Origin of the sequence: Streptomyces sp. NPDC050422 (assembly GCF_044458665.1) — a bacterium.
GTDB lineage: Bacteria > Actinomycetota > Actinomycetes > Streptomycetales > Streptomycetaceae > Streptomyces.
Window position 1 is genome coordinate 55,244 of sequence record NZ_JBITIE010000028.1, and the last position, 23,104, is coordinate 78,347.

General features: G+C 68.1%; 24 protein-coding genes and 8 pseudogenes. 16 read left to right on the plus strand and 16 right to left on the minus strand.

All coding sequences use genetic code 11. The features are described 5' to 3' along the window. Nucleotides 1–12: 12 nt before the first annotated feature. Entirely contained in the window at nt 13–432 is a 420-nt protein-coding gene (locus tag ACIBJG_RS34120; RefSeq protein WP_399313569.1) for a hypothetical protein, read from the plus strand. A 12-nt stretch (nt 433–444) separates the two neighbouring features. Here ACIBJG_RS34120 and ACIBJG_RS34125 read toward each other — a convergent pair whose 3' ends face one another. Together ACIBJG_RS34125 and ACIBJG_RS34130 are read right to left on the minus strand one after the other, a co-directional pair. Beyond that, nucleotides 445–717, minus strand: coding sequence for a hypothetical protein (locus ACIBJG_RS34125; protein WP_399313571.1), 273 nt, complete (start codon nt 715–717; stop codon nt 445–447). Nucleotides 718–938: 221 nt separating this feature from the next. Next, nucleotides 939–1,559, minus strand: coding sequence for a TetR family transcriptional regulator (locus ACIBJG_RS34130; RefSeq protein WP_399313573.1), 621 nt, complete (start codon nt 1,557–1,559; stop codon nt 939–941). A 124-nt stretch (nt 1,560–1,683) separates the two neighbouring features. Here ACIBJG_RS34130 and ACIBJG_RS34135 point away from each other — a divergent pair, with 124 nt between their 5' ends. Then, entirely contained in the window at nt 1,684–2,676 is a 993-nt protein-coding gene (locus tag ACIBJG_RS34135) for an aldo/keto reductase (RefSeq protein ID WP_399313575.1), read from the plus strand. Nucleotides 2,677–2,730: 54 nt separating this feature from the next. Here ACIBJG_RS34135 and ACIBJG_RS34140 read toward each other — a convergent pair. Continuing rightward, a pseudogene (locus ACIBJG_RS34140) lies at nt 2,731–3,654 on the minus strand (helix-turn-helix domain-containing protein). An 88-nt stretch (nt 3,655–3,742) separates the two neighbouring features. Between ACIBJG_RS34140 and ACIBJG_RS34145 the strand changes: the two are divergent. The 4 genes and pseudogenes from ACIBJG_RS34145 to ACIBJG_RS34160 all read left to right on the plus strand — a co-directional run bounded on the left by ACIBJG_RS34145 (nt 3,743) and on the right by ACIBJG_RS34160 (nt 6,439). Further along, nucleotides 3,743–4,137 (plus strand): annotated as a pseudogene (locus ACIBJG_RS34145) (MmcQ/YjbR family DNA-binding protein). Further along, a complete protein-coding gene (locus tag ACIBJG_RS34150) occupies nt 4,134–4,502 on the plus strand; it encodes an MmcQ/YjbR family DNA-binding protein (RefSeq protein WP_399313577.1) in 369 nt (122 codons plus the stop codon). Before ACIBJG_RS34145 ends, ACIBJG_RS34150 begins: the two are co-directional and overlap by 4 nt. A gap of 100 nt (nt 4,503–4,602) precedes the next feature. After that, nucleotides 4,603–5,916, plus strand: coding sequence for a replication-associated recombination protein A (locus ACIBJG_RS34155; protein ID WP_399313578.1), 1,314 nt, complete (start codon nt 4,603–4,605; stop codon nt 5,914–5,916). A 394-nt stretch (nt 5,917–6,310) separates the two neighbouring features. Next, complete coding sequence (locus tag ACIBJG_RS34160) at nt 6,311–6,439, plus strand: hypothetical protein (protein ID WP_399313580.1); 129 nt, start codon at nt 6,311–6,313, stop codon at nt 6,437–6,439. A 31-nt stretch (nt 6,440–6,470) separates the two neighbouring features. Here ACIBJG_RS34160 and ACIBJG_RS34165 read toward each other — a convergent pair. Further along, nucleotides 6,471–6,918 (minus strand): annotated as a pseudogene (locus ACIBJG_RS34165) (IS5 family transposase); the annotation flags it as partial. Nucleotides 6,919–7,495: 577 nt separating this feature from the next. Beyond that, nucleotides 7,496–7,818, minus strand: a pseudogene (locus ACIBJG_RS34170) (SDR family oxidoreductase); the annotation flags it as partial. Nucleotides 7,819–7,886: 68 nt separating this feature from the next. Here ACIBJG_RS34170 and ACIBJG_RS34175 point away from each other — a divergent pair. Continuing rightward, on the plus strand, nt 7,887–8,057 hold the full coding sequence (locus ACIBJG_RS34175) for a hypothetical protein (RefSeq protein ID WP_399313582.1): 171 nt from the start codon (nt 7,887–7,889) through the stop codon (nt 8,055–8,057). 213 nt (nt 8,058–8,270) lie between these two features. Here ACIBJG_RS34175 and ACIBJG_RS34180 read toward each other — a convergent pair whose 3' ends face one another. From ACIBJG_RS34180 to ACIBJG_RS34190, 3 genes are all read right to left on the minus strand, one after another. Beyond that, nucleotides 8,271–8,714 (minus strand): hypothetical protein, encoded by a 444-nt coding sequence (locus ACIBJG_RS34180; RefSeq protein WP_399313626.1) that lies wholly within the window; start codon nt 8,712–8,714, stop codon nt 8,271–8,273. A 363-nt stretch (nt 8,715–9,077) separates the two neighbouring features. Beyond that, on the minus strand, nt 9,078–9,767 hold the full coding sequence (locus ACIBJG_RS34185) for a recombinase family protein (protein ID WP_399313627.1): 690 nt from the start codon (nt 9,765–9,767) through the stop codon (nt 9,078–9,080). 489 nt (nt 9,768–10,256) lie between these two features. After that, nucleotides 10,257–11,276 (minus strand): aldo/keto reductase, encoded by a 1,020-nt coding sequence (locus ACIBJG_RS34190; RefSeq protein ID WP_399313584.1) that lies wholly within the window; start codon nt 11,274–11,276, stop codon nt 10,257–10,259. A gap of 119 nt (nt 11,277–11,395) precedes the next feature. Here ACIBJG_RS34190 and ACIBJG_RS34195 point away from each other — a divergent pair, with 119 nt between their 5' ends. Together ACIBJG_RS34195 and ACIBJG_RS34200 are read left to right on the plus strand one after the other, a co-directional pair. After that, entirely contained in the window at nt 11,396–11,998 is a 603-nt protein-coding gene (locus ACIBJG_RS34195) for a TetR/AcrR family transcriptional regulator (RefSeq protein WP_399313586.1), read from the plus strand. A gap of 51 nt (nt 11,999–12,049) precedes the next feature. Continuing rightward, nucleotides 12,050–13,059, plus strand: a pseudogene (locus tag ACIBJG_RS34200) (Tn3 family transposase); the annotation flags it as partial. Nucleotides 13,060–13,094: 35 nt separating this feature from the next. Here the strand turns inward: ACIBJG_RS34200 and ACIBJG_RS34205 are convergent. Then, nucleotides 13,095–13,673, minus strand: a complete 579-nt coding sequence (locus ACIBJG_RS34205; protein WP_399313588.1) for a TetR/AcrR family transcriptional regulator — start codon at nt 13,671–13,673, stop codon at nt 13,095–13,097. 81 nt (nt 13,674–13,754) lie between these two features. On the opposite strand from ACIBJG_RS34205, the gene ACIBJG_RS34210 reads away from it, so the two are divergent. After that, on the plus strand, nt 13,755–14,528 hold the full coding sequence (locus ACIBJG_RS34210) for an oxidoreductase (RefSeq protein ID WP_399313591.1): 774 nt from the start codon (nt 13,755–13,757) through the stop codon (nt 14,526–14,528). A gap of 33 nt (nt 14,529–14,561) precedes the next feature. Continuing rightward, nucleotides 14,562–14,930 (plus strand): VOC family protein, encoded by a 369-nt coding sequence (locus ACIBJG_RS34215; RefSeq protein ID WP_399313593.1) that lies wholly within the window; start codon nt 14,562–14,564, stop codon nt 14,928–14,930. Nucleotides 14,931–14,978: 48 nt separating this feature from the next. Here ACIBJG_RS34215 and ACIBJG_RS34220 read toward each other — a convergent pair. From ACIBJG_RS34220 to ACIBJG_RS34240, 5 genes and pseudogenes are all read right to left on the minus strand, one after another. Beyond that, nucleotides 14,979–15,092, minus strand: a pseudogene (locus ACIBJG_RS34220) (IS30 family transposase); the annotation flags it as partial. Nucleotides 15,093–15,130: 38 nt separating this feature from the next. After that, nucleotides 15,131–15,775, minus strand: coding sequence for a DUF6193 family natural product biosynthesis protein (locus ACIBJG_RS34225; protein ID WP_399313594.1), 645 nt, complete (start codon nt 15,773–15,775; stop codon nt 15,131–15,133). Nucleotides 15,776–15,896: 121 nt separating this feature from the next. Beyond that, nucleotides 15,897–16,433, minus strand: a complete 537-nt coding sequence (locus tag ACIBJG_RS34230; RefSeq protein ID WP_399313596.1) for a hypothetical protein — start codon at nt 16,431–16,433, stop codon at nt 15,897–15,899. Between the two features lie 204 nt (nt 16,434–16,637). Then, nucleotides 16,638–17,195, minus strand: a complete 558-nt coding sequence (locus ACIBJG_RS34235) for a transposase (RefSeq protein ID WP_399313629.1) — start codon at nt 17,193–17,195, stop codon at nt 16,638–16,640. After that, nucleotides 17,162–17,700 (minus strand): annotated as a pseudogene (locus ACIBJG_RS34240) (winged helix-turn-helix domain-containing protein). The gene ACIBJG_RS34235 and the pseudogene ACIBJG_RS34240 overlap by 34 nt, the downstream one beginning before the upstream one ends. A 253-nt stretch (nt 17,701–17,953) precedes the next feature. Here ACIBJG_RS34240 and ACIBJG_RS34245 point away from each other — a divergent pair. After that, nucleotides 17,954–18,472, plus strand: a complete 519-nt coding sequence (locus ACIBJG_RS34245) for a DUF4259 domain-containing protein (protein WP_399313599.1) — start codon at nt 17,954–17,956, stop codon at nt 18,470–18,472. 5 nt (nt 18,473–18,477) lie between these two features. Here the strand turns inward: ACIBJG_RS34245 and ACIBJG_RS34250 are convergent. Then, nucleotides 18,478–18,826: pseudogene (locus ACIBJG_RS34250) on the minus strand (transposase family protein); the annotation flags it as partial. 116 nt (nt 18,827–18,942) lie between these two features. On the opposite strand from ACIBJG_RS34250, the gene ACIBJG_RS34255 reads away from it, so the two are divergent. Beyond that, nucleotides 18,943–19,326 carry a DUF6221 family protein gene (locus tag ACIBJG_RS34255; protein ID WP_399313600.1) on the plus strand — a complete coding sequence of 128 codons (384 nt, stop codon included), beginning with the start codon at nt 18,943–18,945 and terminating at the stop codon, nt 19,324–19,326. Nucleotides 19,327–19,519: 193 nt separating this feature from the next. Here the strand turns inward: ACIBJG_RS34255 and ACIBJG_RS34260 are convergent, their stop codons facing one another. Then, nucleotides 19,520–20,431, minus strand: coding sequence for a LysR substrate-binding domain-containing protein (locus ACIBJG_RS34260; protein WP_399313602.1), 912 nt, complete (start codon nt 20,429–20,431; stop codon nt 19,520–19,522). A 159-nt stretch (nt 20,432–20,590) separates the two neighbouring features. Between ACIBJG_RS34260 and ACIBJG_RS34265 the strand changes: the two genes are divergently transcribed. The 3 genes from ACIBJG_RS34265 (at nt 20,591) to ACIBJG_RS34275 (ending at nt 23,083) form a co-directional block, all read left to right on the plus strand. Continuing rightward, entirely contained in the window at nt 20,591–21,325 is a 735-nt protein-coding gene (locus ACIBJG_RS34265) for an SDR family NAD(P)-dependent oxidoreductase (RefSeq protein ID WP_399313604.1), read from the plus strand. A 92-nt stretch (nt 21,326–21,417) separates the two neighbouring features. Continuing rightward, on the plus strand, nt 21,418–22,041 hold the full coding sequence (locus ACIBJG_RS34270; protein ID WP_399313606.1) for an NADPH-dependent F420 reductase: 624 nt from the start codon (nt 21,418–21,420) through the stop codon (nt 22,039–22,041). 139 nt (nt 22,042–22,180) lie between these two features. Then, nucleotides 22,181–23,083, plus strand: a complete 903-nt coding sequence (locus ACIBJG_RS34275; protein WP_399313608.1) for a TIGR03619 family F420-dependent LLM class oxidoreductase — start codon at nt 22,181–22,183, stop codon at nt 23,081–23,083. Nucleotides 23,084–23,104: the final 21 nt, after the last annotated feature.

Sequence of the window (23,104 nt, forward strand, 5' to 3'; positions counted from 1 at the left end):
GAAGGAGCTGCGGTGGATGTCGGTGGAGCGCATGTTTCGATCCAGCTCCCTGAAGGGTCCTGGTGGGACTGGGACGTCGTCGCCTGGTACGATGGAGAGTTCAGGCGTGCCGCTGGCCACGACCTGGCCTACCACCACGGCCTGGAACTGGTCTTCGGCGATCCAGTTTTCGTCAGCTGCCCGTCCGGCTTTCACGATCCGGCTTTCCGGCCCCCCTCGCCCGACGAGCTCCTGAGAATCACTCGTCAGCTCGGCGGGAAGCCGCCCGTAGTGGTCGCCTTCGAGGCCAATGCTGGCGGACAGGAGCCGGTCTCGTGTCTCATCGCCGCAGAGCGGCTCGACGTCGTCCAGGAAACCGTCCTGCGGTACTGGCGCGAAGACGCAGGCCCCGAGCAGCGCTTCGTTCCCTGGGTGCGGTCACCCGGCCAGTAGGCCTCGAGCCAGCTACGCCCTTGGGGCCTTCACCCCGTTCATGATCCCCAACGGGGACGGCTGACGTCCTATGGAGGTCAGGCCACCGGCCTCCCGTCCGACGTCTTCGCCCACCACCTGCAGGCCGTCGCCGCAGGGCGAGTCGAAGTCCCGGTCGCGATGGTCTGCCACGGCCTGGAACAGGTCCGTGACGCCCAGGCCGACGTCGAGTCCGGGCACCAGGCCGGGCAAGCACGTCGTCGTCCTGGACGACTGCGGTCCGGGCAGCTGAAATACGACAGCCAACCACCCCAGATGTGCGAGGGCCGACAACGTAAGCGCCGGTGGGCACGGAATCCTGACACCGCGTGAGCGCATAGGGGCGCCGGTGCCTGCCCCACCCGGAAGCTGGTTCCCTGGCTCAGAAGCGCCGACTCGTCAGCAGGACGTGCCCATGAGTGAGCGGTGAGGGCGGCCGGCGCCGTTTCGGGAATGTCCGGGCAGGGCAGCCGCGGGCTCGGGGGACGTCAGCGTGCTCGGGGGAAAAGCCGTTCGACTGCGGTCACCACTGCGGCGCGGCGGGCGGCGGTGGTGGGGTCCACGGCGTGTGAGGCGGCGGCCTCGCTGTGTTCGGGCTGTGCCGCCCAGGTCGTGGCGATCTGGTTGACCAGGGCGAGGACGTCGGCCGGGTCCCAGGCGGGGTCGAGCTGTCCCGCCTGTTGCGCCTTGCGGAGCTGTTCGATTTTGCGGGCGATCAATGCTTGGGCGTGATCGTCGGCAGCGGCTGTGGTGTCCGGCAGTTCGAGGCGGCCCCAGGTGATCAGGCGGTGGTGGTCCGGACGGGCGACGAAGTAGTCGAACAGTCGGCCCGCGTAGCCAGGGAGGTCGGCCGGGTCCAGTTGGGTGGCCTCGGCGATGACGACGTGCTCCCGTGCAGCGACGTCGGCATAGAGCGCATCTTTGCCGCGGAAGTAGGCGTAGACGCGTTCTTTGCTGGTCCTGGCGAGCTTGGCGATGCGGTCCACGCGGGCGCCGGCGATGCCGTGGCGGGCGAACTCCTCCATGGCGGCGGTAAGGATGCGCTCGCGCGTGGTGTCGCCGCCGGAGGCGGGCGCTGCGGTCTGGCCTGAGTCGCGGGACGGGGACATAACCCGAGGATAAGGCACCGAACCGTTCGGTTTGGCATCCGGGCGATCGGCACGTAAAATCAAACAGAACCGTTCGGTTTGGCTTTTGAGGGTGGAGCCGGCGAAACATTGAGGGAGTGAACTCATGCAGCACCGCAATCTGGGCTCTCAAGGTCCGCGCGTCTCGGCGCTCGGCCTGGGGATCATGGGCATGTCCATGGGCTACGGCGCCTCGAACGACGACGAGGGCATCGCGACCATCCGCCGCGCCCGCGAACTCGGGATCGACTTCTTCGACACCGCCGAGCTGTACGGCGCCGGCACCGGCAGCAACGAGATCCTCCTGGGCGAGGCGGTCAAGGACTTCCGCGACGAGGTGGTGCTCGCCACCAAGTTCGGCTTCGACATGACCGCCCCACTGCACAGCCCCGGCTTCGACAGCCGTCCGGAGAACATCCGCAAGGTCGCCGAGAACAGCCTGCGCTACCTGCAGAGTGACCACATCGACCTCTTCTACCAGCACATCTCCGACCCCGCCGTTCCGGTCGAGGAAGTCGCCGGCGCGGTCGGCGAACTGATCACCGAGGGCAAGGTGAAGTACTTCGGCCTGAGCAACGTCGGCCCCCAGTACATCCGCCGCGCCCACGCCGTCACCCCGGTCTCCGTGCTCCAGTACGAGTACTCAATCTTCGAGCGGGAGGCCGAGGAGAAGATCCTCCCCGTGCTGCGGGAGCTCGGCATCGGTCTGGTGCCCTACTCCCCGCTCGGCCGCGGCTTCCTCGCCGGCCAGGTCAAGCCCGCGAGCGAGTACCCCGCGGACGACATGCGCAGCTGGGACGAGCGTTGGCAGGGCGAGAACTACACGTACAACGTGCGCGCCATCGAACAGCTCAAGAAGCTGGCCGATACCAAGGGCATCACCACCGCCCAGCTCGCGCTGGCCTGGCTGCTCGCCCAGGGCGAGGACATCGCGCCCATTCCCGGCACCCGCAGCACCAAGCGGCTTGAGGAGAACGCCGGCGCCGCCGACGTCCAGCTCTCCGCCGCCGACCTGACCCGCGTCGCTGAGATCCTTCCCCACGGCTCGGCAGGCGGCCGCTACCCCGCTGCGATGCTGTCCAGTTTCACCACGGACTGACCGCGCCGGGAGCCATCGCCCCCTGACGGGCAAGGGGCCTGCGCCGCGTTTCCGTCACGCGTCGGCCCTCACTGCGCGGGCCGTGAAGGCGGCCGGGGTGAGACCGGTGCGGTCGCGGAAGAAGCGGGCCGAAGTTCGCGTGATCGGTGAAGCCGAGGCGGGCGGCCACGGCCCGGGCATCCCACCGGGCGCTTCCCACCAGCCGCCGGGCTGCGAGCAGCCGCCGCTTGTCGATGAGCTCACGCACTCCCTTGCCGGTGGTTTCCCGGGCGGCGCGGCTGAGAGTGCGGACCGAGCAGCCGAGCATCTCCGCGTAATCCGTGGCCCGGTGTAGTTCGCGGAAGTGCAGCTCCAGGGCGTCCGCGAACCGTCCGTAGGCGTCACCACGCCTCCTGCCGGCACCCGTGTCGGCGGGGGTGGATCCCGGGGCGTTGGCCAGGCGCAGCAGCAACGATTCGAGCAGGCTGCGCCGCAAGGCGTGCTGGACGTCGAGGGGGCGGCGCCCAAGTGAGCGGTGTTCGTCCAGAAGCTGGAGTGCCGTCTGCTGGAGCGAGGCGGCGTCGTCGGAGTGCGGGCTCAGCACGGCGGGAGCCTCGTGCGCGGTGAGCGGGACCAGCACGCGGGCGATGTCGGGCCGCAGTACATCCGGTTCGAACAGGATGAACGGGCCGCGGGCGGCGCCGGGCGGATGCCGGCACTGCACGTGCCCCGGGCGCACTCACCGCCATTGGCTGGGGGTGACGGTCCGCGTGAGGTGGTCGACATCGGTTGCAACGCGCTCTCGGTGACGGCGATGAAGTAGTGAAAGATGGTGCGGCCCGGACGGGGCGGGTTCCACGGCCGGTCGTCGTGGTGGGCGAAGAAGTCCTCGACGGTGCTCACCTCAAGGCCGTGCGGGGTGCCGGCCGAGGGCTGGAAGCCGTGCAACGGGACCGCGGGCGGTCCGCTCGGGCTGAGGTGTCGCTTGTCGACCAACACGTGTCCGCGGCCCACGGCCCTATGTGTCGGCTTCGAAGGAAGAATGGGGTGTGGCGCCGCGACAACCCCGTGAGGAAGGTAACGCCCGGTGAACGGAATGACCCTGTACAAGACGGCTGCCGACTGCGCCGAGGAGGTTCCCGGAGCTCAGCTGGAGTATCCCTTCGGCCCCGGCTGGGAGGTCTTCAAGGTGCGCGGCAAGGTGTGCATGCTGATGACCGAGTTCCGGGGCATCCCGTCGTGATCCTCGAGGCGGATCCCGGTGAGGCCCACGCCCTGCGGGAGCGGCACAGCCACATCACCCCCGGTTACCACATGAACAAGAAGCACTGGATCACGCTGGGGGGCGGGGACGGCGTCGACAGGGAACTCGTCGATGAGCTTGTCACCGACTCCTGCCGACGCGTGGTCGCTCACCTGCCCAAGGCTGACCAGCCTGTCGACCTGCATACCTACGACACCGACATGCGGGCGGCCCAGTGAGCGCGGCCGGTGACCGGCTCCAGGACACCGCCCGCCAGGTGGCCCTCGCGCTGCCCGGGACGGACCACGGATACCCGTTCACCAAGCAACTGGACGTGTACAAGGTCGCGGGCAAGGTGTTCCTGATCGTCACCGAGGACCCGGACGAGCAGATCATCACGGTCAAGTGCGAACCCGAACACGCCCGCGAGCACGTGCACGGCTATGCCTCGATCACACCGGGCCGCTACCTCGACAAACGGCACTGGATCTCGCTCGGACCGGGCCCCGGCATCACTGAACGGCTGGTCACCGACGCAGTCGAGGATTCCTACGACCTGGCCGTCGAGCGGCTGCCGAAACGCGACCGCCCCCGTAGCCGATGAGCACCGCATACGCGCCCATGCGCTGCTGAGCCCGCGCCTGTCAGTGCCCCGTGCAAGGCTCGCCATGCCCGCACACCTCCGCCTGCGATCGAAGAGACCGATGGAACCGACCGAAGCGACCCTGCCGCTCTTCGACGAGGAGCCTGCCCGGCCACTCGCCGACCGCCTGCGCCCCACCCGGCTGGAAGATGTCGTAGGGCAGGACCACCTCCTGGCCCCGGACGCCCCGCTGGGCCGCATGGTCGCGTTGCAGCGCCTCGGCTCCGCCATCCTGTGGGGCCCGCCGGGCGTGGGGAAAACGACCATCGCCCGCCTCCTCGCGGACGGCAGCAACCTGGCCTTCGAACCGGTGTCGGCCACCTTCACCGGCGTGGCCGACCTGCGCAAGGTCTTCGCCGCCGCCCGCAGCCGGCGCACCATCGGCCAGGGCACCCTGCTGTTCGTCGACGAGATCCACCGCTTCAACCGCGCCCAGCAGGACAGCTTCCTGCCCTACGTCGAGGACGGCACGATCACCCTGATCGGCGCCACCACGGAGAACCCGAGCTTCGAACTCAACGGCGCCCTCCTCTCCCGCACCCAGGTCCTCGTCCTCAAACGCCTCGACGAAGCCGCCCTGTCCACACTCCTCGACCGCGCCGAGGACCTCACCGGCCACCGGCTGCCCCTGGACGACGACGCCCGCCGCGCCCTGATCGCCATGGCCGACGGCGACGGCCGCTACCTCCTCAACATCGCGGAACAGCTCCAGGCCCTCCCGGACCCCGGCACCCCCCTGGACACCGCCGCGCTCGCCCACCACATCCAGCAGCGCGCCCCGCTGTACGACAAGGCGCAGGAAGGCCACTACAACCTGATCTCCGCGCTCCACAAGTCGATGCGCGGCTCCGACCCGGACGCGTCCCTGTACTGGCTCGCCCGCATGCTCGACGGCGGCGAGGACCCCCTGTTCGTGGCCCGCCGCCTGGTCCGCTTCGGAGTCGAAGACATCGGCATCGCCGACCCGCACGCCGTCCAGCAGGCCCTCGCCGCTTGGGACGTGTACGAGCGACTCGGTTCCCCCGAAGGTGAGTTGGCGATCGCCCAGGCCGTTGTCTACCTCGCTACCGCACCCAAGTCCATCGCCGTCTACCGCGGCCTCGACGCCGCACACCGTGCTGCCCGCCGCACCGGCTCACTCATGCCGCCCGCCCACATCCTCAACGCCCCGACCCGGCTGATGAAGGACCTCGGCTACGGCAAGGACTACCAGTACGACCCCGACACCACCGACGGCTTCTCCGGCGCCGACTACTTCCCCGACGGCATGGACCACGAGACGTACTACCAGCCCACCCGCAACGGCTACGAAGCCCAGATCGCCGAACGCCTGCGCCACCTGGCTGTTCTGCGTGCCCGCCGGCAACGCGGCTGATCCGGACAGGTGGGCAGCGCCCAGTGTCAGCACACGGCAGATGTTGTGCACCATTCACCTCCAGCATTCGCTCCGCCGCAATGATCCAGGCCATCGACCGCCGTGTTGACATCCAATCCACTCGACGCAGGCCAGCGCTCCACGTCCGCGACGGCCGTCGGTGGGGTTCTCGGTATCGACATCGACCGGGTGGTGGCCGAGCGGTCGGAAGTCCTGCTGTGCCGGGCCCGTCGGGTTCTGGAGTGTTCGGGGCCTGTGCGCTGGACGGTGAAGGAGTTGACGTACCGGACCGCCGTGCGGCTTCCCGCCCTGCACTCGGCCGTCTTCCGCGGCCTTTTGGCGACCTTCCACGACGTCTACGGTGACCTGGAGCCGACTGCCGCACTGACCTTCCTTGGCTGGCTGGATCTTCCCCAAGGACACCCAGCTCCTTGCCGAACTGCGCTACGTACTTGCCGCCGGGCGCAAGAACCACTACCGCAGCCCTGGTGCCTGGGACGATGCGCTTCGCTCCTGTTCCTGAGTCGTTGGCCTGGCGGACCAAAGATGCCGGCGATGTGGAGTCCGGCCAGGTAGATGGTTGCGGTTTTTTCGTAGCGGGTGGCGATGCCCCGCCACGGCTTCAGGTAGTTGATGCAGCGCTCGACGGTGTTCCGCTGCTTGTATGCCTCGCGGTCGAAGGCGGGTGACCTGCCGCCTCTGCTGCCGCGCCGCAGCCGGTGTCCGCGTTGATCGGCAGGAACGGGGATGACCGTCAGGATTCCGCGCTTGCGCAGGTGCATCGCGGATCGCGGGGGAAGAGTACGCCTTGTCGGCCAGGACCACGCCCGGTCTGTTGCGGGGACGTCCTCGCTGCCAAGGGACGCGGAGGCGGGCCATGACGTGAGCGAAGGCGGACGCGTCACCGGCCTGTCCGGCGGTGAGCACGAAGGGCTGTGGCCGACAGCGGGTATCGGAGGCGAGGTGAATCTTCGTGGTCGGTGCACCGCGAGACCGGCCGATGGCATTGTCATCGGGCCCGCCATCCGGGGCCCTTTCTGCGGGCCCCGGATGCGTTTCCCAGCGTAGGAACTCGCCGCTCGTGGCACAGGCCGGGCACGCCGACCTGCGGTATCTGTCTCAGGTCCATGGCACAGTCGCCTCAGTCTCACGAACGTGGCTTTTCCTCGTGCTTCAACTTCGCCCCCGTCGCCCTCGTGGCGGCCGAAGCCGTCTTACCCAGCACCGTCCGCCGCTGGCGGCGTCTTCCACCTGACTCACCCCCACTCCGTGGCCAGCGCCATAACTGGCCGTCCCGCCCGCTGCTCCCTCAACAACATGCATGCCACCGCCATCGACCGGGTGATCTCCCGACAGACGGACTTCTACAAGTGCTACATGCGCGGAGAGAAGACTTTCGACCGGACGCGCTGCTCTACGCCACCCCGGCCGCGGCGCTGCCCACGTTCGATTTCGACGTCCCCGACCTCGCGGAGTACTGCCACTGGTGCCTTATGCACATCGGCCACCAGCCTTCCCTCTCCAACCGGCATGACGAGCAGAGATCGTGCGGCGAAGGAGCCTCTCCTCCTGGCGAGGCCTACTGGGCGGTGTAGCCGCCGTCGACGGGCAGAGCGATGCCGGTGACGTAGCTGGCGCCGTCACTGGACAGCCACAGGACGGCCTGCGCGATCTCGTCGGCGGTTCCCGAGCCGGTCGATGGCCTGGCCCGCTTCGGCCTGGCTGCGGTCGAGTTCTCCGCCTTCGGCCATGGCATCGACCATCGGGGTGCTGATCGCCGGGACAGACGGCGTTGACTCGGACACCGCGGGAGCCGTATTCGAGGGCGGCGCTCTTGGTCAGTCCGATCACGCCGTGCTTGGTGGCGTGGTAGGCGGCGCGGCCGGGGTTGCCGACCAGACCGGGGTTGTGCGGTTTACACGTACGGCGCACTCCAGCAGTACCTGTATCAGGGGGTGGAGAATCAAGGCTTGTACCAGGCGAGGGCCCCGCGCCAGAGCGCCGACAACGCTCATTCCTATCTGTGGCCTTTGCGTGAGGCGGCGGCCGCGACGGTCGACATGGCCGGCCTCCCCGGCATGAACAGCGTCACGTCCCGCAGGCTGACCAGGGCGGCCTCCGGTATAGCCAGGATCGAATGATCAATTCCAAAGGGATGCCTGCGGAGGGGGTGGGGTGGGCGGCGGCCAAGCCACCGCGACGGTCAGGCCGCGGGCTGCCGGCCCTGCTTGTCGAGGTGGCAGCGGGCAGTCAGGCATCAGGGGCGACTTCGGGGTGCGTGAACTGTACGGGTTTGCCCAGCGATCGGGCGTAGGCGATTTCGGCTCGGGTGCTGTCTCTGATGTAGTCGCCGACTAAAGCGCCTGAGTTCGTGATTTCTGAGGCGCTGGCACCACGAACTTGGCCCCGCCGCCCGGGATCCTCGGCTGTGCACAGCTCGGTTCCGACTGACTCGGTGCGTGGTGGCCGCTGTCTTGCGTCACCAGCGGGCGATGAGCGTTCTCCTCCATACCCCGGTTGCGGTACAACCAGGTGGTGCCCGGCGCGATGGCCCCGGTCAGATAGCCGACAATGGGTTCCCGCTGCGTTGCGCTGTCCAGTTCGCCAAGCAGCTTCGGCGCGTCGGGCAAGGGGAAGAAGGCGGCTTGTTCGATGTCGTCCTGCGGCGTGAGGTCCCCCGCCCACTCGTCGACCTCGAAGGCGGCGGCGAATGCCGAAGGGTGCTGCTCGTAGTCGATGTGCATGAGGAACGCGGTCCGTACCGGGTCACCGACCAGAAGCCCGGTCTCCTCCTGCAGCTCACGCCGGAGAGGGGTAGCGCCGAGGTAAGTCCAAAAGCCGCCAGTACTTGATCTTGGGGCTCGGTCCGATGGCGCCCGTCACCCATTCAGCCGAAGGTCGTTGGTGCTGGTACTGACTGATCTCTGGGCCTGGGGCGGGACTTGCGACCTCGATCGAGCGGACCGCGTATCCGCGGTTCAAGCGGCTGATCACCGCGCATGAGCTGCATCTCTTCTTCGCGCCGACGCGGGAGGAGGCTGCGTGGGCCGCTGAGCGGATGGACTCCGACGGGCATCAACTCGCGCTGCTGCCGGCGCTGAAGTCGTATCGGCCCTGTTCCCGTATAGCTACCCCGCCAGGTGGCATGTAGCGCTGAGTAACTACTTGGGGCTGCGGTCACGCTGCTGGAGAGCAGCGAAGTCGGCGTGCGCGGTCTCGACGGCCTCCGGGTACGCCCGGGCCTTCTCATGCTCGGCGAGCGCCCGGTAGATGCTGGAGAGGCTGGGGCTCTGTCCCTTGCGGCGGCCAGCGAGGATGAGTAAGTCGGGCTGGATGTCCTCGACTGTCTCGCCGTTCGCGCGGCGGCGGAGCACGGTGTGCAGCATGCCGTCGGTGATGACCGGGGGCCGGCCGCCGTGGTTGCCCTTGCGGGCAGCGGCGCCGAGTCCTTCGAGGGTGGCTTCGCGGATGCTCTCTCGCTCGGTCTCGGCCATCGCGGCGAGGAACCTGAAAAGGAGGCGCCCGGGACCGCTGGGGTCGTACATCCCCTGGAGAGGTCCGGCAAGCATTTCCAGGACCAGGCCGTGGGCGGTGAGGTGGTCGGCCAGGGCTGTCAGCTCTGCAGCATCGCGCCCCAGGCGCTTCATCTCGTACACGGTGAAGACCACCCGGCAGCGCCGGGCATGAGCCTTGATCTCCCGGGCAGCGGCGAGCGCGGCCTCGAAGTGAGGGCGGACTCGCACCTGGGTGCTGATCTCCTCGGAGAAGATCTTGTCCCGGGGGATGCGCTTGGCCGCGAGCGCGTCGAGCTGCGTCTGGAGTTCCTGGGTGAGGTCGAGCAGCGGGCGTATCCGATGCGGATGTCTGCGGTCGGGGTGTCAGGATCGACGGGCGCAGGCGCAGGCGCTGGGGTGCCGGGCCGCCACGGCTGGCCGGGGCCGCGGTCGGCGGGGGTGGGCACGCGCAGGAGTTTCGCGAGCCGGGGCACCTTGGTGAAGCGGCCGGTGTGGTAGGTGCCGGCGACCGCGCCGGAGCGTGAGCGTCAGGGTGAGCCTGGCTGAGCGTTACAGCGTGGGCAGGGGTGGCGCTCGACGTCGTCCGCTTCGGATGTGGGTGCGGTCTGAGGTTCCGTCATGACGCTGGATGCTGTCACAAACATTTCCCAGAACCTGCCTGGTTCCACTTTTGAGTGAGAACGAGTTGTGACAGTGAATCCGCGACCCGGACCGCTTTCGCCGACTGTTCTTGATCTTGCTCCGAGAAAGGGTCCGTTTATGAGAACAGGCCTCTTTGCTCCCGACCCTGTTCTCCGGTGGTCTGGTGCCGGGCGTTGCGGGTAGTCAGGCGGCTGCGCGTTCGCCGACGGGGCGGCGGCGCAGGTTCGCGTTCTGGATAGCGAGCGGCAGGTAGTCCTGGTCGAGGGCGCCGACGTCGGTGCCGGGCGGGACGATTCCGTCGATCCGGTCCAGGAGGTCGTCGCTGAGGTGGACGTCGAGGCCGGCGAGGAGGTCATCGAGGTGCGCCATGGTCCGTGCTCCGGCGAGGGCGCTGGTGACTGCGGGGTGGGCAATGGTGAAGGCCATGGCCAGATGGGTCATCGGCATGCCCGCTTCCTCGGCGAGGGGGATGAGCTGCTCGACGACGTCGATGCGGCGCTCGTCGTTGAGGTGCTTGAAGAAGCCCGCGCGGCTCAGGTCGTTCTCCTGGTTCTTGCGCACGCGGCCGGTGAGCATGCCCTGGCCGAGCGGCCCCCAGGCCATGACGCCCATGTTGTAGCGCTGGACGACAGGCAGGACCTCGCGCTCGATGCCGCGGTTGAGCAGGGAGTAGGGAGGCTGCTCGGTGTGGAAGCGCTCCAGGTTCCGGCGCTCTGCGACCCACTGGGCCTCGACGATGTCGGAGGCGGGGGTGGTGGAGGAGCCGATCGCGCGGACCTTTCCGCTGCGGATCAGGTCCGTGAGCGCGGAGAGGGTTTCTTCGATGTCGGTCGTGGGGTCGAGGCGTTGGATCTGGTAGACGTCGATGTGGTCCGTCTGCAGTCGCCGCAGGGAGTTCTCGACGGCGGTCGTGATCCAGCGCCGGGAGGTCCCGCGGTGGTTGGGGCCTTCGCCCGTCGGGAGGCCGAACTTGGTCGCCAGCACGACGTCGTCGCGGCGCCCCTTGAGGGCCTGGCCGACGACTTCCTCGGAGTCGCCGTAGGTGTCGGCGGTGTCGAGGAAGTTGATGCCGGCGTCCAGTGCCTTGTGGATGATGCGGGCCGACTCCGCGGGCTCGTTGCCCATGCGGGTGGCGTACATCAGAGTGCCGAGGGCGTAGGGGCTGACCTTGATGCCGGTGCGGCCCAGAGTGCGGTACTCCATGGGGGTTCCTCCTGGGGTGTGTGAAGAGTGCGTCCGTGGGATGCTCTACGCTCCAACTAAACGGAAATCCTTTCCGGAACTATACGGAAAGAGTTTCCGGTTATGCAATCGGAGGGAACATGACCGAGACGCCAGGGCCGCCCCGACGCCGGCGCGCGGACGCCCAGCGCAACGTGGACGCCCTGATCGAGGCCGCGAAGATGGTCTTCGACACGACCGGCGTCGACGCACCCGCAAAGGAGATCACCGACCTTGCCGGACTCGGCGTCGGGACGCTCTACCGGCACTTCCCCCTGCGCTCGGACCTGGTCAAGGCCGTGGTGGAAAGCGGGATCGACGCCCTCGCCGAAACAGGAGCCCAGCTCAGCACCGCCCAGGAGCCCGCAGAGGCACTCTCCGAGTGGCTGCGTCGATACACCGAGCTCCTGGGGACTAAACGAGGACTGGTCCCGGCCCTCCACTCCGGCGATCCGGCCTACGAGGCGCTGTCCGGCTACTTCATGGACAAGGTCGTTCCTGTCCTGGAGGCACTGCTCGCCGCAGCCGCAGCCGACGGAACCGTGCGCGCCGACGTCAGCGCACGGGACCTGCTGTATGCCGTCGCCAACCTGTGCATGCCCGTACCCGGTGAAGGCCCCGAGTACAACCACCGCATGGTCGCCCTGCTGATCGACGGACTGCGGGCCCCGCACCAGGGCGCTTCGTCCGGCTCGTCACGGTGACCCGGTGAGGCGTCGTCTTCACCCGCTCCACCCAGGCCGCATCCCGATCGTGCGTGGGGCGACGGGCTGCTGGCCTCCGTGGACGGGCTGCGCTTCCAGGTGCCGGTGCGCACCATCAACGCCGCCCCGTCGCCGAAGTACTTCGGGTTCAAGCGGGGCATCACCTGGCTCAACGCGGTCAACGACCAGGTCGCGGGCATCGGGCAGATGGTGGTGCCCGGCACGCCGCGCGACTCCCTGCACATCCTGGACGCGCTGCTGAACCTGGACGGCGGGGTGAAGCCGGAGATGGTGGCGACCGACAACGCCTCGTACTCCGACATGGTGTTCGGCCTGTTCAAGATCCTCGGCTACAACTTCGGCCCGCGGTTCCGCGACCTGGACGACCAGTGGTTCTGGCGGGCCGCCATGCCCGGCGTCGAGACCGGCACCGACGGCGCGGTGGAGGACCTGGCCCGCAACCGCGTCAATCTGAACAAGGTGATCACGCACTGGCCGGACATGCTGAAGGCCGCCCGTTCCCTGGTCACCAACCAGGTCCGCGCCTACGACCTGCTGCGCATGTTCGGCCGCGACGGCCGCCCGACCCCGCTCGGGGCGGCGTTCGCGGAGTACGGGAGGATCGCCAAGACCGAGCACCTGCTGCGGGTGGTCGACCCGGTGGACGACACCTACCGGCGGCAGATGAACCGGCAGCTCACCGTGCAGGAGTCCCGCCACAAGCTGGCCCGAGACGTGTGCCACGGCAAGCACGGCACCATCCACCAGGCGTACCGCGACGGCATGGAGGACCAGCTCGGCGCGCTCGGCCTGGTACTCAACGCCATCGTGCTCTGGACCACGAAGTACATCGACGCCGCCGTCGCCCAGCTTCGCGCCGAGGGCCATGACTGCGGGACGAGGACATCGCCCGTCTGTCCCCGCTCAAGCACCGCAACCTCAACCTGCTCGGCCGCTACAGCTTCACCGCTCCCACCCCGGCCGTCGGCGCCCTGCGCCCGCTGCGCGACCCTGACTCGCCGGAGCCGGACGAGGACGACGACGGGAGCGGTCAGGAGTGAGGGGCAGGTCCTGGTCGGCGGCGCACGGCCCCGGCTCAGGGTGACTGCGGGGTGCCGTGTCGCAGGCCGTCGAAGAGGAGGGCGGTGATCTGCCTTGCCTCGACCAGCCAGCCCTCCGTGGCGCGCATTCCGCAGATGCCGCCCAGGGCGCGCAACAGGGTGGAGCCTGTGACGTCGTCGCGGACGGTGCCGGCCGCGCTGCCGGCTTCGAGCAGCAGGGAGAGGGCGCCTGCCATACGGGTGCGTGCGTCGTCGAAGACCGGCGAGTCCGTCGCCATGATGCTCTCCAGCGCACTGGACATCCCCTTGCCCACCGCCGCATGGTCCACCAGCAGCAGCAGGAAGCGCCGCAGCGCCTCCTCCGGGGTGTGCTGGTCCAGCAGGACGCCGGGCGCGGCGCACAGGTCGTCGACCTCTTTGCGGTAGACCTCCTCGATCAGCGCTTCGCGGGTTTCGAAGTGGCGGTAGAGCGTTCCGACGGCGACGCCGGCGCTGCGGGCGATGTCCTCGACGTGCGCGTCGGTGTCGCCGCCGAGGAACGCCTGGCGGGCAGCGGACAGCAGCGCCTCGCGGTTGCGTCGCGCGTCGGCGCGCAGGGGGCGTGGGGTCGGCAAGGGAACCTCCATAAGGTGAGTCTGATTCCGTTTACGTGTACCGTTTCCGGAGTCAGGTTCATCTTACGGAGGAGACTTCCCATGCCGAACACCGACGAGGGCCTGGCTGGCCTGCGAGTGCTGGTCACCGGCGGCAGCCGGGGCCTGGGCGCGGCGACCGTGCGCCGCTTCGTCGCCGCGGGCGCGACCGTGCTGACGGCCTCCCGCAGCCGGCCCGAGGAGGACAGCGGGGCCACATTCCTCGCGGCGGACCTCTCCACGAAGCAGGGTGTGGCCGAACTAGGCCGCCGGGTGGTCGAGCAGGTGGGCGGAGTGGACGTGCTCGTGAACAACGCGGGCGCGGCGAGCGCCCCGGCGCCGACCCTGAGCCGGTCGGACGAATCCTGGCAGGAGGATCTGGGGATGAACCTCCTCAGCGCCGTGCGCCTGGACCGGGCCCTGGTGCCGGGAATGGTTGAGCGGGGCTCCGGCGTCGTCGTGCACGTCTCCTCGATCGCCAGCCAACTGCCTCAGCGCACCGAGGCGTCCTACGCCGCCGCCAAGGCCGCGCTCAACACCTACAGCCGCGAACTGGCCACCGAGGTCGGCGAGCACGGCGTGCGCGTGGTCTGCGTCCTTCCCGGCTTCGTCGTCACCGACGGTGCCACCGCCCACCTGAAACACATGGCAGAGAAGCAGGGCCTGACCACCGACGAGGTCACGCAGCAGATCGTGGACCACCTGAAAGTCCCCATGGGCCGCCCCGGAGATCCCGAGGACGTCGCCGAGATGATCGCCTTCCTCGCCTCCGGCCGCGCGAAATGGCTCACCGGAGCGCAGTTCCGCGTCGACGGCGGCATCATCCCGACAGTCTGAGCAACCACCCGACAACACGAACAGGACACCCCCATGCCCATCACCCTGACCTCCGTGATCATCGACGCCGCCGACATCGAGAAGGAGAGCTCCTTCTGGCACCGGCTGCTCGGCGGCTCCCTCACCCCCACGCCGACCCACCACTTCGTCCAGGCCCCCGGCCTCCCGGTGATCGTCGTCCAGTCCGCCCCCGGACACACGGCCCCGAACTGGCCGGACGGCACCTCCCAGCAGATGCACCTCGACTTCGGCGTCGACGACCTCGCAACCGCCGACCGCACGGCCACCAACGCCGGCGCCACCCGACTGCGGCCCACCGGCGAGATCACCCCGGAAACCCGCACCGGTAGCCGCGTCTACGCCAGCCCGGCCGGACATCCCTTCTGCCTGCGCTCGACCTGAGCCGGTCGCCGTCCACCGCCGGACGGCTGTCGTCAAACGATGGCGGGCTCAAGCGGTCAGCGCATCACCGCTGTTCAGAAGGTCAGCGTAGACCTCCGCCGGAGTGCGGTAGCCGTGAGTCCTGCGCGGACGGTGATTGAGCTCGTGGGCGATGGCGTCCAGGTCGGCCAGGCTGCGCACTTGGAGCCCCCGCACAGCCTTCAAGATCGTGGGGCAGCATCGTCGGGAAGACCGTCGATAATGACCACCACGGCTTCTGCCGCACTGTCTAGCTCGTGCAGCCGTCCGTCGGCCAACCGCACCCGGTACCGGCCGTTCCCGAGCGGCATGGCTCGCGGCAAGTCATGACAGATGGGCGGCGCGGCCCGGCGGCTGAAGGTGAGCCAGTGCATGCTCCGTCCCGGCGACAGCGCCCGAAGCCGCTCGTGTGCGAAGGCGGCTTCGACGAGGTCGAGCAACCCGGTGTCCGGCGTGCGCGCGGCGGCCTTGCGCAGTTGGCGCCACCGCACCGGCACAGCCTCGCCGCGCTCGTGGGCCCTGGCCAGCTCCCAGGTCTGCAGGAAGGGCCACTGGGCGATGAGTTCGCCCACTCGCGGCCGCTCCAGCCAGGAGTGCAGTGCCCCGACAACCTTGGTCAGATCCGGGGTACTCCCGGAAGCCATGTGGACGCCGCCGGTCCAGCAGTCGACGATGAAGCAACGTTCATCGAGTGCCATCAGGACATACGCCGAGTGGCTGTCGGATTCCACACACGCGGCCACATGGCGCCAGCCTGGTGAGGACGTAAGCTCGACCACGAGCCCGTGGCACGCAGCATCGGCCACCTCCTGCAGAGCGTTCTGCAAGGAACCCGCCTGGACGACCTCGGCCCGCTGCCCCTGGGGCGGACCCGCCAGAGGGGAGTGCTTGCGGCAGCGGTCTGCCCGTGGCAGTGAGGCTTGCACATGTCCGTACCAGTTGGGGCACTCATGGCAGGTGCTTGCGTACGTCGATCCATGAGCGGAGCCGGTCCTTCGTCGGTCCCGACGGGATGAGGTGCACCAGCTGGTCCACGTGAGCCGTCATGTTCTTGTGCCGCCGCAGTTCGTTGATCCGTTCGGCCGGGAGGTCGTGCCAGCCGGTGGACAGCGAGCGGGCCCGGCCGGGAGCGAGTGTGAGCGCCGCCAGGGTGTCGGCGGCCAGCGCTTCGGGGTCCCAGTCCGGGTCGGTGCCGGGGCCGACGTGCTGGATGATCCAGGTGCGGAGCGCGAAGTTCTGGCAGCTTTTCCGGGCATCGTTCCAGGACGTGCCGCCGGGAAGCCGCTCGTTGGCCTTCAACGACAGTTTGGCCCAGCGCAGCCGAGCGCTGTCCGGATCACCGCACCCGTAGGCGCGGGACTGGGCGATAACTCTGATGCGTTCCACCTCGCGGGCGTCCTGGGCAGTCGAAAGGGCTTCTTCGAGGCGATCGACAGCCCAGGCGCTAAGATCACCGACCGGCTGGTCGTCGTAGGTGTCGTTCATACGCCCTCGTTCCGGACGGCAGGAAGCCCGAGGCTGACGGTATCCGGAAAAGGACCTCCGGTCGGCGCGGATCACGACAGATGGCCGGACGTTCCACCTCGGTCCCGGCCGGGCAGGAAGCGACGATCTGGGAACTTCGCGCCACTCCCATGATCGTCTCGCAGGCGATACTGAACTTGAATGTGTGATGTCGGCCTGATCGTGTCAGCTGGTCAGGGTCAGGCCGGTGCCTGCGAGGCAGCCGTCGATGAGGTGCGGTCGGTACTGGGTCTGCTTGAGACTGCGCTTCACGGCGGCGGCGAGCTGGTCGAGGTTTGCTGCGGCGAGGTTGCCGATGGTCCGTTTCACCAGGGACCAGATGCCTTCCTGCGGGTTGAGGTCGGGGGCGTAGGACGGGAAGTGGAAGACGGTCAGCCAGTCCTCGTTCGCGGCGATGAAGTTCTTCATCTGCGGCATGAGATGGGTGCGAAGGTTGTCCCAGATCAGGACGATGGGGCCTTTGAGTTGGTTGTGCGCCCGCACGATGAGGTCGCGGTAGTCCTGCCAGGTGAAGCCCTTGGGTTCGCCCTTGCGGCCCCGGTGGACGCGGAAGCTGTAGATCAGCCGGGAGCGGTCTCCGGGGCGGAAGCAGACCATTCCCGCCATCGAAACCCGACCGGAACCGCGGCCCCGGACGCGCACGACCGGCGTCTGGCCGATGCGGCCCCAGGATCTCGCGCGTGGCGGCCTTAGCGACTGGCTGGCCTCGTCCTCGCAGACGATCCAGGCTCCGCGGGCCGCCGCGGTGCTTTTACCTGCGGCCACACTTCCTTTTCCACAACTCCACTGCTTCGTCGTCACGTTCGATCGCTCTGCGGGCCGGCTGCTGCCAGGACCAGCCATGACGCTTCAGCAGCCGCCATGTCCCCTCCACCGTGTAGCTGACGTGGAACAACCGCCCGATCAACGTCTTCACCCGGGCCAGTGGCCACCGCTGATCTGCCCAGCCATGAGCCAGCGGTCCACGCTCCAACTCGCGCTCGAGACGCGTTATTTGGGCTGCGGACAGCCTTGGGCGGCCTGGTGATCCCTTCGACCGGACACCCTCCTCGCCTCGCTCCCGCCACTGGCGGCGCCAACGCTCCACCGACCGTTCACTGACCCGCAGCGCGGCAGCGATCTCCCGGTTCTTCGCGCCGCTCTCGAAGCGACCGACCGCCTCCAGCCGGATCCGTTCCCTCGCGGCTCTTTTGGCGTCGGTTAAACCGCCGCCCTGCGCGTATCTCACACCACACAGCTACCGACCCGACTCAGCCACTGTCAGGCGAACGACCCGACATCACCTAATCAAGTTCAGTAGCCTGACCCTGCCCTGGAGCTCAGGCGTCGTGGAGGGCCACCTCAGCCGCATCAAAATGATCAAGCGGCAGATGTACGCACAAGCTGGCTTCAAGCTCCTGCGCAAGCGGGTTCTGCTTCCCTCCTGACCGCACTGTCGGTGGCCAGTGCGACGATCCCCAGACGACCGCGCGAGAAGAGATATGGGCACCTGGGACATCGGCCCCTTCGACAACGTCACCGCCGCCGACTTCGGCGGTGACCTGGACGAGGCAGCAGCGGAAGAACGCGAAGCCATGGTCCGGAACGTACTCAAACGTGCCGCCGGGCCTGCGGACTTCCTGGGTATCTACGACGGCGAGCGTGCAGTGGCTGCGGCGGCCCTGGTCGTCACCCAACATCCTGACGGCGATCGTGCGCGTTCGGACTATGGCCCATCAGAGCCGCTACGAGAATTGCCTGCAGACCTTCGATTGCTCGCCATCGACGCCCTGGATCAAGTGGTCTCCAACCGGTCTGAACTCGCCGAGCTGTGGGCCGAAGCCGCGAACTGGTCAAAGTGGCGCCAGGACATCACCCGCCTCCGCGACGTCCTTGCCCCTCCGATCCCGCCACAAGAAGAAGCCCTCTTCGAAATCTATTCGGTGACCCACAGTCACGGACCACAAAAGTTCAGCCAAACCCAAACTCATCGACACACGCTGTCACTGACTGCTCGATAGAGCCAGTGGTCCCGGGTGGGGACCAGGGTGCCGTCCACGATGAGCCCGGTGCCCTTCGCGAACCGATTGCGGGGCTGGAGCGCGAGCATCGGCCCGAGGTGGTCGATGATGCGGTCCGCCGCCGACTTGGACACCCCGAACAGTGGGCGAACTGCCGCATGGCCAGGTTCGTTCGCCATTAGGCCGCGACCAACAGGGCCCGGCCCTCCAGCGGAAGACTCCACGGTCGTCCTCTGTGGACCGAGTCCGCCCCTCGCGCCGCAGCACCGTCACCAGCTTCCCGAACTGCCGCGGGCTCAGCCCGGTGAACGGGGATATCCAGGACGGCTCCGACGCCGTGATCACACCAGCCACAGCAAGATCCTCCCAGTTTCCCGCCTGCCGAGGGGGTCCTGCTCTCAGCGCGGAAATCTGGCGACCAGGCCTGACGCATCATCCAGGATGCCCCCACGAGCCGAGACCAAGACCTTGTGACGTTCCTCCACGCACGGCTGGACGAGGAGGCAGACCTGGCCCGACGCTGCGGCGGTGACGACTGCAGGGTGTGGACCGCTCATGGGCACACCGTCGACTTCTGCCAAGTAGAACTCGCCGGCCTCCATCCCACGATCGCCCTGCACGTCGCCCTGCACGTCGCGCTGCACGACCCGGCTCGCATCCTGCGGGAGGTTGAAGCCAAGCGGCACGTGCTCGCCCGCCATGCACTCAGTCCTGCCACGGGCGACCTCGAACTACCGTGGGACAACCGCGATGACTGCCAGTACGACGGCGAGACCTGGCCATGCGACGACCTGCTCGACCTCGCGTCACCTTACGGCGAACACCCTGACTACCCCGTCACCCCTGAGACGTAGATCGTTTTACGGACAGTCATCAGGCGCAGCGCCTGGACCTGCGCCGCGGCCTTTTCGAGCGAGGTGGCGTGGGTGGTGGCGCCCGGGTGGGAAGGGGCGGTGCGCCGTGCCACGACCCGGTACTCGTGCTGTGTTCGGTGGCCCCAGTCCTCGCGAACTGGAGGCCGGGTTCTGCTGTTGTCAGCCGAACTGCTCAACCGCGCTGTGCAGCGGCGTCGGTCACCAGCTGCCACATCTCATAGTTCCCGCATTCTGCCGTGATCTCAGCCGTCGCCTGAGCCGCGGCGAAGAATCCGTCGGCCAGTGACGAGGTGCGCGAGGCTGCCATCGCGACGAATACCTGGTCGGGCGCCAGGTCCAGGACGGGCACGTACCTGATGTCCGGCCGTGAGTAGAACACGGTCTCCGAGCGCCCCACGAACGAGATGCCACGGCCGGCCGCGACGTGCTCGAGCTTCTCCTCCACCCCGCGCACCCGGAGCCCGGAGTCGGGGAGCGGACGCCTGGTGGGCTGCGTGCTCGGGTCGGCATGCCAGATCAGCGGCTCACCGGCCAGGTCCGCCTCGGTGATCTCCTCCTTGCCGGCCAGCCGGTGGCCCGCGGGCAGCGCCACCATGAGCGGCTCGGTGTAGAGCGGCATCAGGCGCAGGCCGGTCTCGTCGATCGGCAACCGCACAAAGCCGACGTCGACGCGGCCGTCAAGCAGCATAGGGACCTGGTCGTCCCATTCCATGCGCTGCACGTCCACGACCACGTCCGGATGGCGGCCACCGAACTTTCGCGCCGCGGGGATGACCGGGATCCCAGCCCGAAAACCGACCACCAGCCGCTGGCCGCCACGGGCAGCCGCGGTCACCCGGCGCCTGACCGCTTGCGCGGAGGCGAGCAACGGACCGGCGTCGTCCAGGAGTTGTCGGCCCGCGTCCGTCAGCGTGACGCCGTGGCTGTCCCTGGTGAACAGGGGGGCGCCGAGGTCCTGTTCCAGCGCGCGGATCTGCCGGCTGAGCGCTGGCTGCGCGATGTGCAGGTCCTCGGCAGCGCGGCCGAAGTGCAGTCTGTCGGCGACGGCGACGAAGTAGCGCAACTTGCGGAGATCCAGATCCATGGGACCCCTCCCGGTCCGGCGATGCCTTGAGGTTATCACCACGGTTGAAACGGGTCTTGGACACCCGCTCAGGCCAATGGCATGGTTCATGGGGCCGAGAGAATTCGGTACAAGACTTCGGAATCGGTAATTGCTACGTATCAATTCAACGGAGTGATCGTGGGAAAGCTCGATGGCAAGGTAGCGGTAATTACCGGTGGATCCACCGGATTGGCACTGGCCGGGGCCAAGCTTTTCGTCGAGGAAGGAGCGCATGTCTTCATTCAGGCTCGGCGGCAGGAAGCACTGGACGAGGCCGTCGATCTGATCGGCCGCAACGTCACCGCCGTCCAGGGTGACGCATCCGACCTGGACGACCTGGACCGCTTGTACGACACCGTCAAGCGGGAGAAGGGCTCGATCGACGTGCTGTGGGCCAGTGCCGGGATGGGCGAGCCCGCCATGCTCGGTGAGATCACCGAGGAACAGTTCCACCGCTCCTTCTCGCTCAACGCCCGCGGCACCCTGTTCACCGTGCAGAAGGCACTGCCGCTGATCAACGACCACGGCTCGATCGTGATGACCGGATCCAACGCCTCCCTCGGCGCCTTCCCCGGCTGGAGCCTCTACGCGGGAAGCAAGGCGGTCCAGCAGGCCTTTGCCCGTGTCTGGCTCAACGAGCTCCGCGACCGCAAGATCCGGGTGAACGTCCTGACCCCCGGCCAGGTCGGCACGGCCAAGCAGGAAGAGCTGTTCGACGAGGCGACCAGGACTGCCTTCGAGTCCCTGATCCCCCGCGGAAAGATGGGCCGCCCCGAGGAGATCGCCACGATCGCCCTGTTCCTGGCCTCCGGCGACTCCAGCTACGTCAACGGTCTGGAGCTGGTCGCCGACGGCGGCACCACCGCTATCTGAACCACGCACGAAAGAGACCGGACCACGCACGAACGCGACAGAGCGGCGCCTAGAGAACAGGCGCCCCCGAGAACAGGAAGAGAGCACAGCTCATGAGCAGCATCACCTTCATCGGTGCGGGGAACATGGCCCGCACGATCGGCGCGCTCGCGGTAGCGGGCGGCAACACCGTCGAGATCATGGCACGCGATCAGTCCAAGGCCGAGGACCTGGCCAAGACTCTGGGCGGCGGCACGACGACGGGTGAGTGGGGCGCCGTCCCGGCCGGGGACATCGTCATCACGGCCATGTTGTACGACGGGGTCGTTCTGACAGTCGCCCAGTACGGGGACGCCCTCGCGGGCAAGACCATCGTCGATATCAGCAACCCCTTCAACACCACGGGCGATGGCCTGGCCCTCAGCGAGGAGACCTCGATCGCGCAGGAAGTCGCCAAGGTGGCCCCGGCCGACGCCAACGTGTTCAAGGCCTTCAACACCATCTTCCGTGGCGTTCTCGAGAACGGCCGGCCCGACGTCTTCTTCGCCGGTGACGACCCGCAGGCCAAGGCGGACGTCGCGGCATTCATCGAAAGCCTCGGACTGCGCCCGCTGGACGTCGGCGGCCTGAAGATGGCGCACTGGCTCGAAGGAGCGGGCGTGCTCACGGTAGGCCTCGCCGGCAACGGGATCGGCCACGGGAACTTCGCCCTGGGCGTCAACGAGTTCACGGACTGACCCCCCGGGACTGGCTGACCAAACAATCGGCAAGCAGGGCGCCGTGCGCTCTGGCTAATTGGTGGAACCACCGACTCGTCGATGTCAGATGTCAGATGTCAATGGTGGCGAAAGAGTTCGCCCGAGGAGGCGCAACGCAATGCAGCTCGGTTTCGTGATTCCCCTTGTCGGGCCCGCGGTCAGCGACGCCCCCGCCCTGAGCGCTTTCGTCCGCGGACTCGAGGACCTCGGCTACGACACCCTGTGGGTCGGCGATCGCCTGGTCACGCCGGTTGATCTGGGCAACGGCTATCTGGACCGGGGGCCACAGATGGCCCGCTCCTTCGATCCGATGCTTTTGTTGACCGTCGCTGCGGCGGCGACCGACCGGGTGCGCCTGAACACCAGCACGCTCAGCACGTTCTACTACGAGCCGCCGCACCTGGCCCGGCAGTTGACCACGCTCGACGTGCTCAGCGGCGGCCGCCTCGGCGTCGGTGTGGGGGTGGGGTGGATGAAGCAGGAGTACGACGTCGCCCGCAGCGCGGACTGGAGCCGGCGCGGCAAGATGCTCGATGACATGCTGGCCTTCCTGCGGGCGTGGTGGACTACTAGTCCCGTTTCCTGGGACAGCGAGTTCTTCACCATGCCACCGGTCCACGCCGACCTCCGTCCGGTCCAGGCGGGCGGGCCGCCCATCTGGATCGGTGGTGCCAGTGAGGCCGCGATGCGCCGGGTCGGCCGCAGCGGGGTCGGCTGGCTCGGGGTCGAAGGGCCGGCGCCCACCGCGTCGGTCAGTAGTCAGGACGAGGGCGCAGGCCGCCTGTGGTCGATCGCGCGTCGAGCGGCGGAGGAGGCCGGCCGCGATCCCGACGCACTCAAGACAGCCATGCGGATCAACCTCGAGCCGGGCACGTCCGTCGACTCGGTCGCGGACCAACTGAAGCTGTACGCCGAATCCGGTGTCGATGAGGCGTACTTCGATGCCTTCACGATGTTCGCCGGCCTTGACCAGCTGCTCGACTTCGCCGGTCAGGTGATCGAGCGTACCGGCCGGTTGTGACCACCGAAGAAACGACGGGCG

Excerpts from the sequence above, each read along its gene's own strand:
- ACIBJG_RS34130 (WP_399313573.1), bottom strand. The coding sequence starts at position 1,559 with ATGTCCCCGTCCCGCGACTCAGGCCAGACCGCAGCGCCCGCCTCCGGC.
- ACIBJG_RS34135 (WP_399313575.1), top strand. The coding sequence starts at position 1,684 with ATGCAGCACCGCAATCTGGGCTCTCAAGGTCCGCGCGTCTCGGCGCTC.
- ACIBJG_RS34155 (WP_399313578.1), top strand. The coding sequence starts at position 4,603 with ATGGAACCGACCGAAGCGACCCTGCCGCTCTTCGACGAGGAGCCTGCC.
- ACIBJG_RS34190 (WP_399313584.1), bottom strand. The coding sequence starts at position 11,276 with ATGGAGTACCGCACTCTGGGCCGCACCGGCATCAAGGTCAGCCCCTAC.
- ACIBJG_RS34195 (WP_399313586.1), top strand. The coding sequence starts at position 11,396 with ATGACCGAGACGCCAGGGCCGCCCCGACGCCGGCGCGCGGACGCCCAG.
- ACIBJG_RS34210 (WP_399313591.1), top strand. The coding sequence starts at position 13,755 with ATGCCGAACACCGACGAGGGCCTGGCTGGCCTGCGAGTGCTGGTCACC.
- ACIBJG_RS34215 (WP_399313593.1), top strand. The coding sequence starts at position 14,562 with ATGCCCATCACCCTGACCTCCGTGATCATCGACGCCGCCGACATCGAG.
- ACIBJG_RS34230 (WP_399313596.1), bottom strand. The coding sequence starts at position 16,433 with ATGAACGACACCTACGACGACCAGCCGGTCGGTGATCTTAGCGCCTGG.
- ACIBJG_RS34245 (WP_399313599.1), top strand. The coding sequence starts at position 17,954 with ATGGGCACCTGGGACATCGGCCCCTTCGACAACGTCACCGCCGCCGAC.
- ACIBJG_RS34260 (WP_399313602.1), bottom strand. The coding sequence starts at position 20,431 with ATGGATCTGGATCTCCGCAAGTTGCGCTACTTCGTCGCCGTCGCCGAC.
- ACIBJG_RS34270 (WP_399313606.1), top strand. The coding sequence starts at position 21,418 with ATGAGCAGCATCACCTTCATCGGTGCGGGGAACATGGCCCGCACGATC.
- ACIBJG_RS34275 (WP_399313608.1), top strand. The coding sequence starts at position 22,181 with ATGCAGCTCGGTTTCGTGATTCCCCTTGTCGGGCCCGCGGTCAGCGAC.